Source organism: Kitasatospora sp. NPDC089797 (genome assembly GCF_040684795.1).
Lineage (GTDB): Bacteria > Actinomycetota > Actinomycetes > Streptomycetales > Streptomycetaceae > Kitasatospora.
Map to the genome: position 1 here is coordinate 51,585 of NZ_JBFBGS010000055.1, position 17,098 is coordinate 68,682.

16 protein-coding genes are annotated in these 17,098 nt (G+C 74.9%); 6 read left to right on the top strand and 10 right to left on the bottom strand.

Features of this window, described 5'->3' with window-relative positions; all coding sequences use genetic code 11:
- Window positions 1-4 precede the first annotated feature (4 nt).
- From AB0O91_RS33590 to AB0O91_RS33600, 3 genes are read right to left on the bottom strand one after another with little or no spacing between them, the layout of a single operon-like run.
- Complete coding sequence (locus AB0O91_RS33590; RefSeq protein ID WP_363441364.1) at window positions 5-1,351, bottom strand: VWA-like domain-containing protein; 1,347 nt, start codon at window positions 1,349-1,351, stop codon at window positions 5-7.
- On the bottom strand, window positions 1,351-2,616 hold the full coding sequence (locus tag AB0O91_RS33595; RefSeq protein WP_363441365.1) for a MoxR family ATPase: 1,266 nt from the start codon (window positions 2,614-2,616) through the stop codon (window positions 1,351-1,353). Before AB0O91_RS33595 ends, AB0O91_RS33590 begins: the two co-directional genes overlap by 1 nt.
- A 44-nt stretch (window positions 2,617-2,660) precedes the next feature.
- Window positions 2,661-4,058 carry a hypothetical protein gene (locus AB0O91_RS33600; protein ID WP_363441367.1) on the bottom strand — a complete coding sequence of 466 codons (1,398 nt, stop codon included), beginning with the start codon at window positions 4,056-4,058 and terminating at the stop codon, window positions 2,661-2,663.
- A gap of 484 nt (window positions 4,059-4,542) precedes the next feature.
- Here AB0O91_RS33600 and AB0O91_RS33605 point away from each other — a divergent pair, with 484 nt between their 5' ends.
- Both AB0O91_RS33605 and AB0O91_RS33610 read left to right on the top strand, forming a co-directional pair.
- On the top strand, window positions 4,543-5,142 hold the full coding sequence (locus AB0O91_RS33605; RefSeq protein WP_363441369.1) for an anthrone oxygenase family protein: 600 nt from the start codon (window positions 4,543-4,545) through the stop codon (window positions 5,140-5,142).
- 281 nt (window positions 5,143-5,423) lie between these two features.
- On the top strand, window positions 5,424-6,116 hold the full coding sequence (locus tag AB0O91_RS33610; protein ID WP_363441371.1) for a polysaccharide deacetylase family protein: 693 nt from the start codon (window positions 5,424-5,426) through the stop codon (window positions 6,114-6,116).
- 112 nt (window positions 6,117-6,228) lie between these two features.
- Here the strand turns inward: AB0O91_RS33610 and AB0O91_RS33615 are convergent, their stop codons facing one another.
- The gene (locus AB0O91_RS33615) at window positions 6,229-6,723 is read right to left on the bottom strand and encodes a DUF1772 domain-containing protein (RefSeq protein WP_363441373.1); all 495 of its coding nucleotides are present in this window, start codon (window positions 6,721-6,723) and stop codon (window positions 6,229-6,231) included.
- A gap of 154 nt (window positions 6,724-6,877) precedes the next feature.
- Here AB0O91_RS33615 and AB0O91_RS33620 point away from each other — a divergent pair, with 154 nt between their 5' ends.
- Together AB0O91_RS33620 and AB0O91_RS33625 are read left to right on the top strand one after the other, a co-directional pair.
- A complete protein-coding gene (locus AB0O91_RS33620; protein WP_363441375.1) occupies window positions 6,878-7,885 on the top strand; it encodes an AraC family transcriptional regulator in 1,008 nt (335 codons plus the stop codon).
- 108 nt (window positions 7,886-7,993) lie between these two features.
- Complete coding sequence (locus tag AB0O91_RS33625) at window positions 7,994-9,136, top strand: GDSL-type esterase/lipase family protein (protein WP_363441377.1); 1,143 nt, start codon at window positions 7,994-7,996, stop codon at window positions 9,134-9,136.
- 30 nt (window positions 9,137-9,166) lie between these two features.
- Here the strand turns inward: AB0O91_RS33625 and AB0O91_RS33630 are convergent, their stop codons facing one another.
- Complete coding sequence (locus tag AB0O91_RS33630) at window positions 9,167-9,817, bottom strand: DUF4232 domain-containing protein (protein WP_363441379.1); 651 nt, start codon at window positions 9,815-9,817, stop codon at window positions 9,167-9,169.
- A gap of 190 nt (window positions 9,818-10,007) precedes the next feature.
- On the opposite strand from AB0O91_RS33630, the gene AB0O91_RS33635 reads away from it, so the two are divergent.
- Both AB0O91_RS33635 and AB0O91_RS33640 read left to right on the top strand, forming a co-directional pair.
- Window positions 10,008-10,400, top strand: coding sequence for a hypothetical protein (locus AB0O91_RS33635; protein WP_363441381.1), 393 nt, complete (start codon window positions 10,008-10,010; stop codon window positions 10,398-10,400).
- A gap of 5 nt (window positions 10,401-10,405) precedes the next feature.
- Window positions 10,406-12,889: a DUF4132 domain-containing protein gene (locus tag AB0O91_RS33640; protein WP_363441383.1), complete on the top strand. Its 2,484-nt coding sequence runs from the start codon at window positions 10,406-10,408 to the stop codon at window positions 12,887-12,889.
- On the opposite strand, the gene AB0O91_RS33645 is transcribed toward AB0O91_RS33640, so the two are convergent.
- The 5 genes from AB0O91_RS33645 to AB0O91_RS33665 form a co-directional block, all read right to left on the bottom strand.
- On the bottom strand, window positions 12,858-13,280 hold the full coding sequence (locus AB0O91_RS33645; protein ID WP_363441385.1) for a nuclear transport factor 2 family protein: 423 nt from the start codon (window positions 13,278-13,280) through the stop codon (window positions 12,858-12,860). The two genes, AB0O91_RS33640 and AB0O91_RS33645, sit on opposite strands and share 32 nt — an antisense overlap.
- A 34-nt stretch (window positions 13,281-13,314) precedes the next feature.
- Window positions 13,315-14,538, bottom strand: a complete 1,224-nt coding sequence (locus tag AB0O91_RS33650) for a cytochrome P450 (RefSeq protein WP_363441387.1) — start codon at window positions 14,536-14,538, stop codon at window positions 13,315-13,317.
- A gap of 47 nt (window positions 14,539-14,585) precedes the next feature.
- Window positions 14,586-15,953: an FAD-dependent oxidoreductase gene (locus tag AB0O91_RS33655; RefSeq protein WP_363441389.1), complete on the bottom strand. Its 1,368-nt coding sequence runs from the start codon at window positions 15,951-15,953 to the stop codon at window positions 14,586-14,588.
- Window positions 15,943-16,179, bottom strand: coding sequence for a ferredoxin (locus AB0O91_RS33660; RefSeq protein WP_363441391.1), 237 nt, complete (start codon window positions 16,177-16,179; stop codon window positions 15,943-15,945). The genes AB0O91_RS33655 and AB0O91_RS33660 overlap by 11 nt, the downstream gene beginning before the upstream one ends.
- Window positions 16,180-16,321: 142 nt before the next feature.
- Entirely contained in the window at window positions 16,322-16,984 is a 663-nt protein-coding gene (locus AB0O91_RS33665; protein WP_363441393.1) for a 4'-phosphopantetheinyl transferase superfamily protein, read from the bottom strand.
- Between the last annotated feature and the right edge of the window lie 114 nt (window positions 16,985-17,098).

Here is a 17,098-nt window from a genome sequence, read left to right on the forward strand (position 1 = left end):
CGGCTCATCCGATCGGGACGACCCGGGCCCAGGCCGGCGGCCGGTCCGGCCGGTACTCGCCGTCGTTCTCGTCGTACCGGACCGCTCGCCGGAACAGGCCCACCACCGTACGGCAGGCCGGCGCCACCTCCGGCCACGGGGTCTGGCCGTCCGTGAGCACCACCACGACGTCCGGCCGCGGCCTGGTCCGCAACGCCGCCGCGAAGCCCGCTCGCAGGTCCGTGCCACCGCCGCCGACCAGCGGGATGCCCGCCGCCCGGCAGAGCACGCCGACGGACTGCGGGGCCGCGTCGCAGCTCAGCACGGTCACCTGGTCGTGGCGGCCGCCGATCGCCCGGCCGATCGCCGTCACCTCCAGCAGTGCGCTGCCCAACTCCTGGTCGGAGACCGACCCGGAGGTGTCGATCACCACCGAGACCCGGGGCGGGCGCCGCCGCAGGCTCGGCAGCACCACGCCCGGCAGGCCGACCGAGCGGCGGGCCGGCCGGCCGTAGCTGTAGTCCCCGCCCGCTCCCGGCCCGGAGACCGCCGAGCGCAGCGCCGCGCCCAGCAACTGCCGCCACGGCTGCGGCGGGTGGAACGCCTCCTCGGCCCAGCGCCGCCAGCCCGCCGGGGCGTTCCCGGGGCGGGCCCGGATGCCCTCGGCGACCCGGAAGCGGACGGCGTCCTGCTCCTGCGGGGTCAGCCCGTGGGCGCCGTCCGGCCCGAGTTCCCAGGGGCGGTCCACGCCGTCGGCGCCGCTGCCGCAGTCCAGCCAGGCGAGGTCCGCCCGGGTCAGGTCGACGCCGAAGCCGCGGACGTAGTCCTCCATCAGCTGCCCTTCCGGCAGCTTGAGGCGCCGGGGCAGGACGGCGCCCGCGGGCACGACCAGTCCGTCCCCGAAGGCGTCGTCGTTGATCTCGCAGTCGGCGGCGATGTTCATCCGCAGCCGGTCCTCCGGGCCCCGCAGGCCGAGGTCACGGGCCAGCCGGTCGCTGCGTGCGTGGTGGCCGCGCAGCAGGTGCGACACCTCGTGCACCCACACCGAGGCGAGGTCCTCCACCGGGGTGCGGTCGACGAACCCGGGTGCGGCGTAGCAGCGCCAGTAGCGGTCCACGGCCATCGTCGACACCTCCCGGGACTCCACCAGGTGCAGCGCGAACAGCGCGGTCGCCAGGTAGGGGCGGGCCCGGACGGCCTGCAGCCGGGCGGCGTACAGCTTGTCGCGGTCCAGCGCGCGGAGCTCCGTCCCGTCGGCCCGGCCGGCCCGCGGCCCGGGGTGCCGGCCGGAGTCCCCGGGGACGGAGACGGGCCGGGCGACCTTCGGCCTGATCCGCCGGCCGACGTCCAGCGGCGTCGTGCGCGCGCCCATCAGCGGCCCTGTGCCGCGGCGCGGTCGTACGCGGTGGCCCGGTCGGCGGCGCGGTCGGCCCGGCGGGACAGGGCCACCGCGGAGGCGAGGTGCTCGATCGACTCCGGCACCTCCCAGTCCTCCCGGCGCAGCGAGGCCAGGGTGGTGGCCGGCACGACCAGGACGTCCGGCGCGCCGGTCGCCATGGCCCGCACCAGCAGCGCCCAGGCGGCGTCCCAGCGGGCCCGCTCCGGCCGGTTGCGCACGGCCGCCACCACCCCGTCCAGCACCACCTGGCGCAGGTCACCGCGCTCGGGCAGGACCGCGCCCGCCGGGTCGGCGAGCAACTGCTCCGGGTCCGGCAGGTCCATCCGGTCCATGCTCGCCATCAGCTCCAACCCCGGACCGTCCCCGACCGTGCCCCGGACCAGCAGCGACAGCACCTCCCGGGAGGAGCCGGCCGCGGTGGCGAAGGCGATCAGCCGCAGCGTCATGTCCCAGCTCCGCGGGGACGGCCAGGCCCCGCCCCGCCGGGTCTCGTCGGTGGGCAGCCGGTGCACCAACTCCGGTCGGGCGGCGAGCAGTCCGCACACCGCCCGGCGGGCCAGCCGGACCGCCGCCGGCAGCTGCGCCGGGTCGAGCCGCGGCAGGGTGGCGACCGGCCACACCCCGCCGAGCCCGCGCACCACCACCTCGTGGTCGTGCACCCACGGCAGGTGGACGAAGCGGTTCGCCAGCGGGGGGCTCAGCTCCCACCCGTCGGCCGCCGAGGAGCGCGGGTTCGCCGCGGCCACGATCCGTACGCCCGGCGGAAGTCGGAGCGAGCCGATGCGCCGCTCCAGGACCAGGCGGAGCAGCGCCGCCTGGACGGCGGGCGGTGCGGTGGACAGCTCGTCCAGGAACAGCAGCCCGTGCCCGGCCCGGACCAGGCGCACCGCCCAGTCCGGCGGGGCCAGCGGGACTCCCTGCTGCGCGGGGTCGTCACCGACGATCGGCAGGCCGGAGAAGTCGGAGGGCTCGTGGACGCTGGCGATGACGGTGGTGAGCGGCAGGTCGAGGGCCTCGGCGAGGTGGTTGAGCGCCGCGGTCTTGCCGATGCCCGGTTCGCCCCAGAGCAGGACGGGCAGGTCGGCGGCGACGGCGAGGGTGAGGGCCTCCAGCCGGCTGTCGGGGCGGGGCTCGGTGCGGGTGTCGCCGAGCAGGTCGAGCAGTTGACGGGCGACGTCGAGCCGGGTCGGCGCGGTGGCCCCGGGAGCGGGCATGGGGAGGGTGACGGACACGGGCATGGGTGATCACCTCGGGAGGTCAGGAGGTCGGAGGTCGGGAGGGTTCAGCGGGTCGCGATACGCGGGGGCCGCGGAAAGGGGTAGCCGCCGGAGCCGTGGCGGGGGAGGCCGAAGCGGTAGAGCTGGTAGGAGTACCTGCTGTCGAGGGCCTCGACCCGCTGGTCGAGGGTCAGCCCGGACCGGTAGAGGCCGTAGGCGATCCGCCGCTCGGCGGCCGCCGCGAGTTCGTCCCGCAACGGCCCGCCGCGCAGTGCCGCCTGCGGGCCGAGCAGTTCCTCGACCACGGCCAGCGCACCGGCGGTGTCGCCGTGGTCCAACCGCTCGCGCACACCGGCCAGTTCGGCCGGATTCCGGTGGGCCTGATCGATCGCGCGCAGGCAGGGCACCGGTGTTCCGGACAGCGCGACCAGCAGCTCCTCGCGGCGCAGCTCCGCCGGGTCGTGGTCGAGCGGGGTGAGCACCCCGTCGACCACCGCGATCCGGTGCCGGGCGCCCCGGCAGTCCACCAGCCTCTGTCCGGGCGGTGGTTGGGATGCCGGTGAGGCCCGGTGCCCGGGCGCCAGCGCGGCCGCGACCAGCGGATGCAGCCGGTCTGGCTCGATCGCCCCGGCGCGCAGCAGGTCGAGGTCGGGCAGGGCCCAGGTCGCGGCGTCGGGCAGCAACGGGAGTCCCCGGACGTCCCCGGTGGCCTCCTCGAGGCAGGGGCCGGGGCCGAGCAGCAACCGCCTCCGGTGCCCGAGCCGCACCACGACGGGCCCGGCCGGGCGCCCCTCGGCCCGCAGCAGCAGCTCGGCCTCGGCAGCCCACCGGTCGACCGCGCAGCGCTGCCGGGAGTCGTCGGGCAGGCCGGGCTGCAGGGTGGTCGGGATGCCGGGTGGTCCGGTCCGGTCCGCCGCCCCGACCTCGACGCCGGCCCCGGCGCGCAGCGCCAGCTCCCCGCTGCGCTCGGCGTCCCACAGGTGCCGGTGCAGGTCGAGCCGGAAGCGGCGACTGGGGTGGGAGCACGGGTGCCGGTCCGGTCCGGTGTCGGAGCCGTCCCGGAGCGACAGGGCGATCCGCTGGCCGAACTCGGCCCAGGCGGGCGGAGTTCGGACCACCAGATGGACCGGCCGCTCACCGGGGTACCGGGCCAGCGGCACGGTCAGCCCGGCGCGCACCAGCCCGTCGGGCGCGGTGCGGGGCAGGTGCCAGCGCAGCAGGTCCGGTGCCAGGCGGCGCAGGTCCTCGCCCACCTGGTCGGCCAGTTGCCGACCGTGGCTGCGCGCGACGTCCCGCAGCCGGAGGTCGACCTCGACGTTGGCGGCGGCGCAGGCACCGGCCCAGTCGCCTGCGAGGCGGCGTGCGGTGGCGGTTTCGATCATGGAGGGCGGCACGGCGTACTCGCGTACGCGCCGCCAGAAGGAGAGCCGGGAGTCGTCCCCGTTCGCGGTGCGGGAGTGCATCAGCACTCACCTTGCGCGGACGGGACCTCCGATTCGTGAGAGGCGAAAGTGTTCATCGCCGGGGAGCATAGCCCCCGCTGCCGCCCCTGCGCCACGCCTTTCGGGCCGCCGTTCCGCCGGGGTGCTCAAGGAGTGCTGGAGGGCAGGTCGAAGTCGGTGGTCCGGAGCGGCCCCGGTGTGTTCTGGTGGACGGCGGAGGAGGTACGGCCCCCGAGTCCGGGGCCCGGCCGGGCCGACGGGTGGCCGATGTCCTCCGACCGGGACAACGGGGGTTCGGCGGCGCCGGGGCGCGGGCCGAGGGACTTCGCGGACTGCGCGCGGGCGGTCGCCGCATCGGCGCGCGGAACGCGTGAGGTACCGAACGCGTGGCGGGGAATACACTCAACAGTGGTTCTCCACACGGCAGTTCAGTTGATCACCGGCGCCCCGGGCGCCGGGGTGGTCCCCGCGAGGGGTGGGGACCGGGAGAACCGAAGGATGACCGATGCGCTCCGACCAGACCGCAACTCCTGTTTCCTACACCGCTCAAGCGGCCTACGACGGCCTCGCCCGAGGAGGTGCCCAGCCGATGGCGTCCGCTGCCGGCAGCAAGGCCGCCGGTCCTGTCCTGGTGGGTGCGACCATCGCGATGGGGCTGATGGCGGGGCTGTTCTTCGCCTTCGACGTGTCGGTGATGCCGGGCCTGGCGGCCGGTGACGACCGGACGTACGTGGAGGCGATGCAGCACATCAACAAGTCGATCGAGAACGGCATGTTCGGGCTGGTGTTCACGGGTGCCTTCGTGGCGACGGGGATCGCGGCCTGGCTGCAGCACAAGGCGGGTCGGCGGCAGGCGGCGCTGTGGGCGGCGGGGGCGACCCTGCTGTACGTGGTGGCGCTGATGGTGACGATGGGTGTCAACATCCCGCTGAACAACGACCTGGCGGCGGCGGGTGATGTGGCGCAGATCCATGACCTGGCGGCGGTGCGGACGAAGTTCGAGGGGACGTGGGTGGCGGCGAACATGTTCCGCACCGCGCTGTGCACGGCGGGCCTGCTGGCCCTCTCCCGCGCCCTCGTCCTGCACGGGCGCGGCTCGCGCTGAACCGGTCCGGCGACTGAAGCGGTCCGGTGACTGAACCGGTTCAGCGCGCCGAACCGGCCTTCCCGGCACCGTACGTGCGCCCCCGGCGGATCCCGCCGGGGGCGTTCGGCCGGTCCGGCCCCGGTCGTCACGTCGTCCTGTCGTCCTGCCCGGTTCGAACGGGCGGGCGGACGCGCACCGTGGCCGATTCCACCCCTGCCCGCCCATCGGCGGGTCGCGGCCCCGGCGGTCGGCGGCGCAGACTGGCCGGGACACCGCAGTTCCGAGGTCAGGGGGCAGGCATGGCCGTACCGCCCGTCGGGCGCAGCGCAGTTGGACGGATCAGGACCGCGATCGGCGCCCTCGCCGTCGCGTTGGTGGCCACGGGCGCGGTCGCGGTGCCGGCCGACACCGCGGAGGCCGCGGGCAGCCGGAGCGGCAAGGTGGTCTACCTCACCTTCGACGACGGTCCCAGCCCCGCCTACACCCCGAGGATCCTGTCGATCCTCCAGCGCTACGGGGTGCACGCGACCTTCTTCGAACTCGGCGAGAACGTCGCCGCCCACCCCTCGGTCACCGCCCAGGTCGCCCGGCAGGGCCACAGCGTGCAGAACCACTCCTGGTCCCACCCGGACCTGCGCCGCCTCTCCGGCGGCTCCTTCGGCACCCAGGTGGGCAGCACCGACCGGGCCATCCGCCGGCAGACCGGCCGCACCCCGACGTGCCTGCGTCCGCCGTACGGCGCGGTGAACAGCACGGTGCGCTCCCGGGCGGCGGCGCTCGGCAAGCAGGTCGTGCTCTGGTCGGTGGACCCGGCCGACTGGTCCCGGCCGGGGACGGCGGCGATCCGGTCCCGGGTGCTCGGGAACGTCCGGCCCGGCTCGGTGGTCCTGCTGCACGACGGCGGCGGGGACCGCAGCCAGACCGCCGCCGCGCTGCCGGGGATCCTGTCCACCCTCAAGGCGCGCGGCTACGGCTTCGCGACCCTCTGCTGAGCACCCCTCTGCCGAGCGTCCCACTCCGCGCCGGTACCGCGTCGCCGGTTCCCGGGGCACGGAAAGGGCCGGCCCGGGCGATCGCCCGGGCCGGCCCTGGTGAACGTGCCCGTCAGCTCTGCCCGTTGAGGATCAGCGCCCAGGCCAGGCAGCCGAGCGCGCCCGTGCACAGCAGGGCGCGCAGCACGTTGAAGCGCACCCAGCGCGCCTCGAAGCGGCCGCGCACCGCCGTCGGGTCGGCGATCCGCTGCGGTGACCCGGCCTTCTCCAGCTCGTCGTTCAGCGGGATGTTGACCGAGCGGGTGACCCCGACCGCCGCGATGTACAGCACCAGGGCGGCGATCGTCGCGGGCAGCACGTCGTGGCCGTCCGAGGGCAGGTGCAGGGCGACCGCGGCCGCCGTGGTGAGCAGGGCGCCGACGAAGCCGAGCACGAACCAGCCGTTCAGGATCGCCACGTTGACGCGCTGCATCACCTCGATGAACGTCCGGTCCTCGACCCGGGCGAGCGCCGGCATCACCGAGCACGCGTAGGCGTAGAACAGCCCGGCGGTCAGCCCGCAGGTGACGGTGGCCGCCACCAGGACGAGTGTGCGTGCCGTTTCCATCTTTCGCAGCCCCTCTGTTCGCTTGCGCTGGGTATCGGTCCGTTCCCCGTGGGCCGATCATCCGGCATCCGGGCCGTTCGGGCCAGCTCGATCGCTCAAGACCCTCTCAAATGACGGAGCGTCAAATGATGTCCTGCCGTCTACACTTGGCGACATGGACACTCTGACGGGGCTCCTCGACGGCCCCAAGGCCCGTGGCGCGTTCCTGCTGCGGTCGATCCTCACGCCGCCCTGGTCGCTGCGGATCGAGGACCGGGCCCCGCTGTCGGTGGTGACGATGGTCCGTGGCGAGGCCTGGATCCTGCCCGAACGCGGGACCCCGCTGCTGCTGCACCCCGGGGACGTGGCGATCGTGCGGGGCCCCGAGCCGTACACCGTCGCGGACGACCCCGACACTCCGGTGGACGTGATCGTCGGCCCCGGTCAGGTGTGCACCAAGGACGGGGTGGACGTCTCCGAGGTGATGTCCCTGGGCGTGCGCACCTGGGGCCAGGGCCGGGAGGGGGACCAGGCCTCCTCGGTGGTGCTCTCCGGGACATACCAGGCCGAGCACGAGATCGGCCAGCGCCTGCTGGGCTGCCTGCCCGCCCTGCTGGTCCGCCCGGCCGGCACCGGGGCCGACGACACCCTGGTGCACCTGCTGGCCGCCGAGATAGGGCGCAACGAGCCGGGCCAGGAACTCGTCCTGGACCGCATCCTCGACCTGCTGGTGGTCTCCGTCCTGCGCTCCTGGCTGGCCGCCCCGGAGTCCGGCGCCCCGGCCTGGTACCGCGCCCAGCACGACCCGGTGGTCGGCCCGGTGCTGCGGATGATGCACGACGACCCGGCGACCCCGTGGACGGTCGCCGACCTCGCCCAGAAGGTGGGCGTCTCCCGGGCCGGGCTGGCCCGCCGCTTCACCGCGCTGGTCGGCGAGCCCCCGATGGCCTACCTCGCCGGCTGGCGCCTGGCGGTCGCGGCGGACCTGCTGCGCGAGCCCGAGTGCACCGTCGCGTTCGCCGCGCGCAAGGTCGGCTACAGCAACGCCTTCGCCCTGTCGGCGGCGTTCAAGCGGGTGCGCGGGGTGAGCCCGCAGGAGCACCGCCGACTGGCCGCGAGCGGCGCCCCGGCGCAGTCGGTGGGCTTCTCCGGGCCGGCCGAGACGGTGATCCTGGCGGGCTGACCCCTGGAGTGACTTTCCATTTGCCTAGATGGCCTAGGTAATCCCATACTGTCTCTAGGGGCGATGCCGCCCACGCCGAAACTCCGCACTCCCGAACGAAGACGCGCCATGATCACCACCCCCGTCACCGAATCGCTCCTGCACGGCCACCTGGACGTCGAGCAGACCGCCCGCGGCCTGCTCCCGCACCGGCTGCCCGCCCGCGCCCGCCGCCGGATCCCCGACGAGCAGCTCGCGATCGCCGAGTCGCAGCCCTCCGGCGTCCGCCTCGCCTTCCGCACCCGCGCCACCACGCTGGCCCTCCACGCCGTCCCCACCAAGCGCGCCTACCCCGGGGTGCCCGACCTGCCCGACGGGGTCTACGACCTCCTGGTCGACGGCACACCGACCGCGCGGGCCACCGTGCCCGGCGGCAACCTGCGGACCGTCGACCTGGCCACCGGCCGCACCACCCTGACCGAAGGCCCGCCCGGCACCGCCCACTTCACCGGTCTGCCCGCCCGGGACAAGACCGTCGAGATCTGGCTCCCGCACACCGAGACCACCGAACTGATCGCCCTCGACTCCGACGCGCCCGTCACCGCCGTCCCGGCCGCCACCCACAACCGCTGGCTGCACCACGGCAGTTCGATCAGCCACGGCTCCAACGCCACCCATCCGACGGGCACCTGGCCCGCCCTCGCGGCCCTCGCCGCGGGCCTGGACCTCACCAACCTCGGCTTCGGCGGCAGCGCCCTGCTCGACCCCTTCACGGCCCGCGCCATCCGGGACACCCCGGCCGACCTGATCAGCCTCAAGCTCGGCATCAACCTGGTCAACGCGGACCTGATGCGCCTGCGCGCCTTCGGCCCGGCCGTCCACGGCTTCCTGGACACCGTTCGCGACGGGCACCCGGACACCCCGCTGCTGGTCGTCTCACCGCTGTACTGCCCGCTCCAGGAGGACACCCCGGGCCCGCTCGCGCCCGACTTCGGCTCCGGCACCCTGCGCTTCCGCGCGACGGGCGAGCCCGGGGGCGGACGGCTCACGCTCTCCGTCATCCGCGCGGAGCTGGCGCGGATCGTCGAGGCCCGGGTGGCGGAGGGCGACGCGCACCTGCACTACCTCGACGGCCGCAGCCTGTACGGCGAGGCCGAGTACGCGGAGGACCCGCTGCCCGACGACCTGCACCCGTCCCCGGAGGCCCACCGGGTGATCGGCGCCCGGTTCGCCCGGCTGGCCTTCGGCCCCGGCGGCCCGCTGGCGGTGTGACGGCCGCCCGCCGGGCCCGCCGGCGGACGGTCAGTCGGCCCGGCCGGTGCCGCCGACGGGGCCGACCTTGATGGGGGAGCCGGCGGCGCCGGAGCCGCCCAGGGCGGCGGCGCCGGGCCAACGGAGGATGACCCCCCTGTTGTCGTTCGGCGGGGTCACCCGGAGCCCGGTGATGCGGACGCCGGAGCTGCCCGAGGCGTCGGCCGGGTAGGTGATGCCGAAGAAGGCGGATCTGCCGTCCCCGAGGACGACCGGGACGACCGGCTCCCTGGTTCGGTCCGCGGTGAGCGGGCCGGCGGTGGTGTCCAGGTCGACGGCCGCGAAGCCGGAGATCGAGCAGTCGTGGCCGCTGTGGTTCCTCAGCTCCACCACGACGGTGCGCTTGGTCGCGCCGTGGACGGTGTGGTCGGCGGCCGTGATGGTCAGATCGGGGTTCTGGCACATGCCGCGCTTGTCCACGGTGGGAGAACTGGCCGGGGTTGCGGCCGTCTTGGGCGGCGGGGCGGAAGCGGGGGAGGCCGGCTCGGCGGCCGGGGTGGCGGCCGGGGTGGCGACGGCGGTCACCGCCGGGGCGGGGGCCGGCTCGGCCCGGGCGCCGGTGGCGACGACCTTCCCGCAGGCCGCGAGGTAGAGGGCGGCGGCAACGGCGAGGGCGGCGCCGGTGACCTGGTGAACGCGCATGGTGTCCTTTCTCGGGATCGGGGGCAACGGCCTTCTGCGGGTGGGCGGTTCCGGTGCGCAGGACCGCGCGGCCGTCCGGGCCGTCCGGCCGGGTCCGGCCGCCAGGATAGTGCGGTGACAGGGAGGGGCGTGCCGCTGCCCGGCGGGTCCGGCGGCGGCGGTGTCAGCGGGGGGCCGTACCCTCCGCGGCATGGGAATCGTGAGGGTCGTCGACGAGACGACGGCAGGGCGGCGGAGCGACGGGTGGGGCCTGGAGGTCGCGGAGCACCGGCTCACCGTCGGTGAGCTGATCCGGCGCCGGGTCGTCCAGGAGGTCGCGGAGTACAACGCGCGGACACCGGAGGTCTTCCGGGGGCTCGTCCAGCCCCAGGACACGCAGCGGGTGCCGAACGGGTACGCGCTGCGCACGCCCCGGCGGATCGACCCCGAGGTGCAGACGGAACGGGCGCTCGCGGCGTTCGCGGGCAACGGCTTCCTCGTCCTGGTGGGGGACCGGCAGGTCACCGACCCGGCGGAGGAGGTCGAACTTGCCCTCGGCACCGAGGTCACGTTCCTGAAGCTCGTGCCGCTGGTGGGGGGCTGAGGACGGTGCAGTTCCACGGGATCATGGACCGGCTCCGGCGGCGCACCCTCGCGCCGGCGGACCTCGCGGGGATCGCCGACGGGCTGGTGGAGCTGGCGGCGTTCGACGAGGACACGTGGTCCGGCGTACGGGACACCGTGCTCGACGCGGTGGGCAGGAAGCCGGCGGAGACCAGGGGCGCGCTCGCCGACGCCCTGGGGGCGCGGCTGCCCGCGGCGGAGCCTGGCCCGGCCCGCGGCAACGTGCTGGCCCTGGCCGTCGTCATCGAGCGGACCCTGCCGGACCGGCCCGGCAGCTGGCCGGCGGAGCGCGAAGCGGTGCTCGGCGAGGTCGGCCGGCAGCACGGCCTCTGGTTCGGCGAGCGCTACCTCGTCCTCGCCGAAGCCGAGTTGGCGGAGGGCCGCCCCCTCGCGCCCGCCGTCGTGGCCGCCTTCCGGCGGTCGGCGATGGACGCCTTCGGCGGCGACCGGGTCCGCGCCCTCGGGCGGCAGCTCACCGAACCCGTCCTCAACGTCGGTGAGGCGTGGGCCGAGCGGGCGATGCGCGAGGCCGAGGACGGGCCCGCACTGGAGGCCCTGCTGCGGCACGCGACGACCGCGACGGCGGCCAGGCCCGGCCGGGCCTGGGAGCGGCAGGCGGGCGCGCTGGTCGAGCAGCTGGGCGCGGACCGGGTCCGGGCCGTGGTGGTGCCCTGGCTCGCGCTCGTCGGGCGGCGGACGTTCGAGCTGGAGCGCAGACCGGGGGAGCCCGACGTCAACGCCGCCTTCGACCCGTACAACGCCGACGCCCTGCGCGGGCTGACCTGGGTGCTCGGGATGCTGCCCGCCCAACCGGACACCGTGCGGGCGCTCGGGGCGCTGGTCGAGAGCTCGCTCAGGAAGGCCTCCGGGATCGGTCCGCGCAGCCCGAAGGCGGCCAACGCCGCCGTGGGCGCGCTCACCCGGCTCGGCGGGGAGCCGGTGCTCGCCGAACTCGCCCGGCTGGCAACGCGGGTGACGTACAAGCCCGTGCTCGCCCTGGTCGAGTCCGTGCTGGAGCACCAGGCCGCGGAGCTCGGTCTCTCCCGCGAGGAGCTGGCGGAACTCACCGTGCCGGACTGCGGACTGACGGAGGTCGGGCGCACCGAACGGCACCTGGGCGACGTCACCGCGGTGGTGGAGGTCCGGGGCGTCAAGGCCGTGCTGAGCTGGCGCAGCCCGGCCGGCAAGTCGGTCAAGAGCGTGCCCGCCGCCGTCCGGCGCGAGCACGCCGAGGAGCTCAAGGAGCTGAAGGCGGCGGTCAAGGACGCCGACCGGACGCTCTCCGCGCAGAGCGAGCGCCTCGACCGGCAGTTCCTCGCCGACCGCGCCTGGCCGTACGCCCGCTGGCGCCGACAGCTCCTCGACCACCCGTTGGTGGGCACGCTGGCGCGGCGGCTGTTGTGGACCGTGGACGGGACGGCCGTCGGGTTCGCCGACGGCGAGCTGCGCACGCTCACCGACGACCCGGTGCGGGAGGGCGGCGAGGTCCGGCTCTGGCACCCGGTGGGGTGCCCGCCCGCCGTCGCCACGGCCTGGCGCGACTGGCTGGAGCGGCACGCGATCACCCAGCCGTTCAAGCAGGCGCACCGCGAGGTGTACCTGCTGACCGACGCCGAACGGGCGACGCGCACCTACTCCAACCGGTTCGCCGGGCACGTCCTGCGCCAGCACCAGTTCAACGCCCTCGCCGCCGTCCGTGGTTGGCGCAACCGGCTGCGGCTGATGGTCGACGACTCGGCCCCGCCGGCGACCCGGGAGCTGCCGCGCTGGGGGCTGCGCGCCGAGTACTGGGTCCACGGTGACGGCCACGCCCACGGCGCCGACACCACCGACTCCGGCAGCTTCCTGCGGCTGCGCACGGACCAGGTCCGCTTCTACCCGATCGACGCCCCGCCGAACCTGGCGGCCTGCTACGGCGGCGACTACGGCAGGTGGCCCTCCGGCGGCGCCGCACCGGCGGAGCCGGTGCCGCTCGCCGACGTCCCGCCGCTCGCCCTGTCCGAAGTCCTGCGCGACGTCGACCTGTTCGTCGGCGTCGCCAGCATCGGCAACGACCCGACCTGGCAGGACGGCGGCCCCGAAGGCCGCCACCGCGCGTACTGGAACGCCTACGGCTCCGGCGAGTTGAGCCAGAGCGCCGAGACCCGCCGGGCGCTGCTGGAGCGGCTGGTCCCCCGGCTGGCGATCGCCGACCGCTGCCGCATCGAGGGCCGCTACCTCCAGGTGACGGGCTCGCGCCACACCTACCGGATCCACCTCGGCTCGGGGAACGTCCTGATGACGCCGGACGACCGGTACCTGTGCATCGTCCCCGCGGCCGACCCGGCCGCGCCGCAGGCCGGGTACCTCCCCTTCGAGGGCGACCGGATGACGGCGGTGATCCTCAGCAAGGCGGTGCTGCTGGCCGACGACGCGAGGATCACGGACCCGTCGATCCTCAGCCAGCTGGAGGGAGTCGGTCCGGGGTGATCCCCCTGCCCGGCATCGGCTCCGCGAGGGCCGACCGTGCTGCGGGCGCGTCGAAGGCTTCCGCGAAGTACTGCGTCTCGTGCACCACCTGCCCGTCGGCGAACTGCATGATGCTCACCGAGCAGGTGGGCACCCCGTCGTAGGTGATGACGCACTCGCTCACCCACACGTCCCCGCCGCCCACGATCCGGCGGACGGTGAAGTGCCGGTCGGCCGGGTGCCCGCCGCGCTGCGCCGAGATCGTCGCACGGCCCCGGAACCGTTCGCCCGACTGGGGGTAGTCGAGGATCGCGTCCGCCGCGTAGATGGCGTGCTCGGCCTCGTCGTCGCCCTCCTCCGAGGCCCGCCAGTGTTCCTCGATCGCTGCTCTGGTCCGGGTGTCGCTGTCCATCGAACGGTCCCTCCTACGGCCGGTCCGGCGGTGCTCAGTCAGTGATACCGGAGACGGCGAGCGGCAGGTGGCGGGGCCCCCGCAGGATCGGGCTGCGGCGGTAGACGGGCGGGTCCTGGAGCAGCCGGGGGTCGTCGAGGCGGCGGATCAGCGCGGTGAGCGCGATCTGCCCCTCGATCCTGGCGAGCGGTGCGCCGAAGCAACTGTGCACGCCGCTGCCGAACCCGAGGTGCTGGTTGTCCTGCCGGGTCGGGTCGAAGCGGTCCGGGTCGCGGAACCGCAGCGGGTCCCGGTTGCCGGCGGCGAGCACCAGGACCAGCGGCCGGCCCTTGGGGACGGTGACACCGGCGACCTCGACGTCGGTCAGTGCGGTGCGCTGCGGCAGCAACTGGACCGGGGGCTCGTAGCGCAGCACCTCCTCGATCGCGCTCGGCATCAACTCCGGTCGATCACGCAGTAGTTGGAGCGCCTCGGGATGGCGCAGCAGGGTGAGCACGCTGTTGGTGATCAGGTTGACGGTCGTCTCGTGCCCGGCGATCAGCAGCAGGACGGCGGTGGCCATCAGCTCGGCCGGGGTGAAGCCGCCGTCCGGGCCCGGGTCGTTGACGAAGGCGGAGAGCATGTCGTCGGAGGGCTTGCCGCGGCGGGCCTCGGCGAGCTCGCCCAGGTACAGGCCCATCTCCGTCCGGGCCTGGAGGGCCACCCGCTGCCGCTCGGCCGGGTCGGTGCCGGGCGTGGGGTCGAAGCCCTCGATCAGCGTCTCGGACCAGGCGTGGAACCGGGGTTCGTCCTCGCGCGGTACTCCGAGCAGCCGACAGATCACGGTGACGGGGAGCGGGTAGGCGAAGTCCTCGACGAGGTCGATCCGGTCGCGGCCGCGCAGCCCGTCGATCAACTCGCCCGCGATCGCGGTGATCTCGTCGTGCATGGCGTCGACCCGGCCGGGGGCGTGGGGTGGGCCGAAGGGCCGCATGGCGATGGCGCGCAGCCGCTCGTGCTCGGGGTCGTCCCGGCCGATGAAGGCGACCGGGACGCCCTGCACCTCGTCCGGGACGGTGCGGTTGCGGCGGTCGGAGCTGATCCGCGGGTCGTGGAGCAGCGCGGCGATCTCGTGGTGGGTGCCGACCAGGTAGCTGCCGTCGTCCTGGCGGGCCACGCCGTGCTCGCGCAGCTCGGCGTAGAGCGGGTACGGGTCGGCGCGGTTGGCGTAGTCGGTGATCCGGTCGTACAGGTTGCCGGGGGTGTCGGCGGCGGTCATGGCGGGCTCCTCGGGGCGGCGGCGGTGGTCCTCGGGGCGGTCGGCGCTCAGCTGCCCCAGCGCCGCAGGGTCAGCCGGCGGTCGGGCAGGTGACCGGTGAGCGCGACGGTCGGACCGTGCGAGAGCACCTTCGGGTCGGGCACGTCGGACGGGACGGGCGTGCGGGAGGCCGGTTGCTCCACGCCGGCCCAGTCGGGCGGGAACGGGGCGGCCGTCTCGATCAGCCGCTGGTAGTGCTCCAGCCACTTGGCCCGGTTCACGCTCACCGCGGCCGTGATCCGGCCCCGGTACCCGTAGACCGCGACGAAGCGCTGCTCCTCCGGCGAACCCTGGGCGATCACCACGTGGTCGGAGAAGGTCGGCACGCCGACGGACTTGATGTTGAGGCCGAACTGGCTGGACCAGAAGGCGGGCACGCTCAGGTGCGGCAGCCGTCGCGGTCCCGGGTTGACCATGTTGTGCGCCGCCACCTCGGCCTGGGAGACGGCGTTGCCCCAGTGCTCCAGGGAGAGCAGCTGGTACTCGAAGAGCGGGTGCGGGAAGCGGGCGACGTCACCCGCGACGAAGACGTCGTCGGTCACGATCCCGTACATGTCGAAGGCGCGGCAGCCCGCGTCGCAGGCGACGCCGCGCGGACCGGCGGCGAGCCCGGAGGCGGCCAGCCACTCGGTGTTGCGGACGGCCCCCAGGGCGACCACGGCGACGTCCGCCTCGATCCGGCTGCCGTCGGAGAGCACGGCACCGGTGAGCCGGCCCGCCCGGCCCTCGAGCGCGGTGACGGTCACCCCGCACCGCAGGTCGACCCCGTAGGCGCGCTGGACACCGGCCGCGAGCGCCCCGAAGGCCCCGCCGAGGGCGCCGACCAGCGGGGCGGGGCCGCGCTCCGCGACCGTCACCGGCAGGCCGCGCTCCCGGCAGGCGGAGGCGATCTCGGAGCCGGTGAACCCGGCACCGATCACCAGCACCCGTCGCGGGCCGGCCGCCAGCCGCTCGGCCAGCCTGGCCGCGTCGTCCGCGGTGCGCAGGGTGAGCACCCCGTCGAGGGCCGCCTCCGCGGGGTCCGGCCAGGGCCTGGCCCGGGTGCCGGTGGCGATGAGCAGCCGGTCGTAGGGCAGCCGCTCGCCGTCCGCGAGCAGCACCTCCTTGGCCGCCCCGTCCAGCCCGGTCGCGCGGACGCCGAGGCGCCAGTCCGCGTCGACCTCCCGGCGGCGCGGCAGCGCGGTCTCCTCGGCGCGCACCCGCCCGAGCAGCACCTGCTTGGACAGCGGGGGGCGGTCGTACGGGGGGAGGCGCTCCTCGCCGACGACGGTCAGCCGCCCCTCGAAGCCCTCGTCACGCAGCGTCTCCGCGGCGCGCAGACCGGCGAGCGAGGCGCCGACGACGACGATCCGGCCGCTCCGCAGGTCAACGGACACCTGAGCGGTCCTCCTCGCCCGGGGCCCGGCCCGCCTCGGGGTCCTCGACCAGGATGGCCTGCACCGGACACGCCACGGCGGCGCGCAGGACGCGCTCCCGCTCGGCTCCGGGGGGCTGCGGGATGTACATCAGGGACTCCTCGCCGTGCAGCTCGAAGACCCGGGGCGCGAGGAACACGCACTGTGCGTAACCCTGACAGCGGTTGAGGTCGACGACGATCTTCACGCTCTCTCCTCCCGGTCAGTCCGTATCCGTCCTACCGCCGCGGCCCCGGCGGCGCGCCCGGGGGTACTCCGGGGGAGGGGTTGCGGAGAGTCCCCGTCGTGGCTGTGGCCCGTGTCGGGTGTCGGCACGGGCCTGGCGGCAGTCAGTGCTGGCGGGTGTGCGGGGGGAGGGTGAGGGCGGTGATGAGGATGCCGCGGTGGGTGGTCCAGTGACCGGTGTGGGGCTGGGGGTTGAGGGGGTGGCGGGCGGTGAAGGTGCCGTCGGGGTGGAGGGTGACGGTGATGGAGGCGAGTGCCGTCCAGGTGCGGGTGAGGGGGTAGAAGGCCTTGTAGGTCGCTTCCTTGGCGCTGAACAGGAGGCGGTCCCAGGGGATGACGCCGTGGGGGAGCCGGGCGAGCTGGCGGTGCTCGGTGGCGGTGGCGGTGAGGTGGAGCGTGCCGCGGGGGAGGGGTTCGGTGGGTTCGGCGTCGATGCCGAGTGAGGCGTGGTGGGTGGTGGGGGCGGCGGCGCAGGCGGTGTAGCCGTCGCAGTGGGTGATGCTGCCGGTGGTTCCGTTGGGCCATTGGGGTGCGCCGCCGGGGCCGGGGAGGAGGGGGTGGGCGGGGTGGCCGAGGTGGGTGAGTGCGGTGCGGGCGAGGATCCGTGCGGCGGTGAATTGCTGTTGTCGGCGGGGTGGTCGGTTTTCGATGTGGGTGGTTTCGGGGGCGAGGAGTTTTCCGGTGGGTGGGGGGCCGAAGGCTTCGGCGGTGGGGGTGTTGGGGGGGAGAAGGGTTTTGAGCGCGCCGGTGGTTTTGGTGGTGGTCATTGGCTGCTGGGGATGTGTGTGAGGTGGTGGTGGAGGTTGGTGTGGTTGGTGGTGGTGGCGGTGGTGTGGTTGGTGTGGATGGTGGTGGTGGGGAGGAGGGTGGTCCATCCGTGG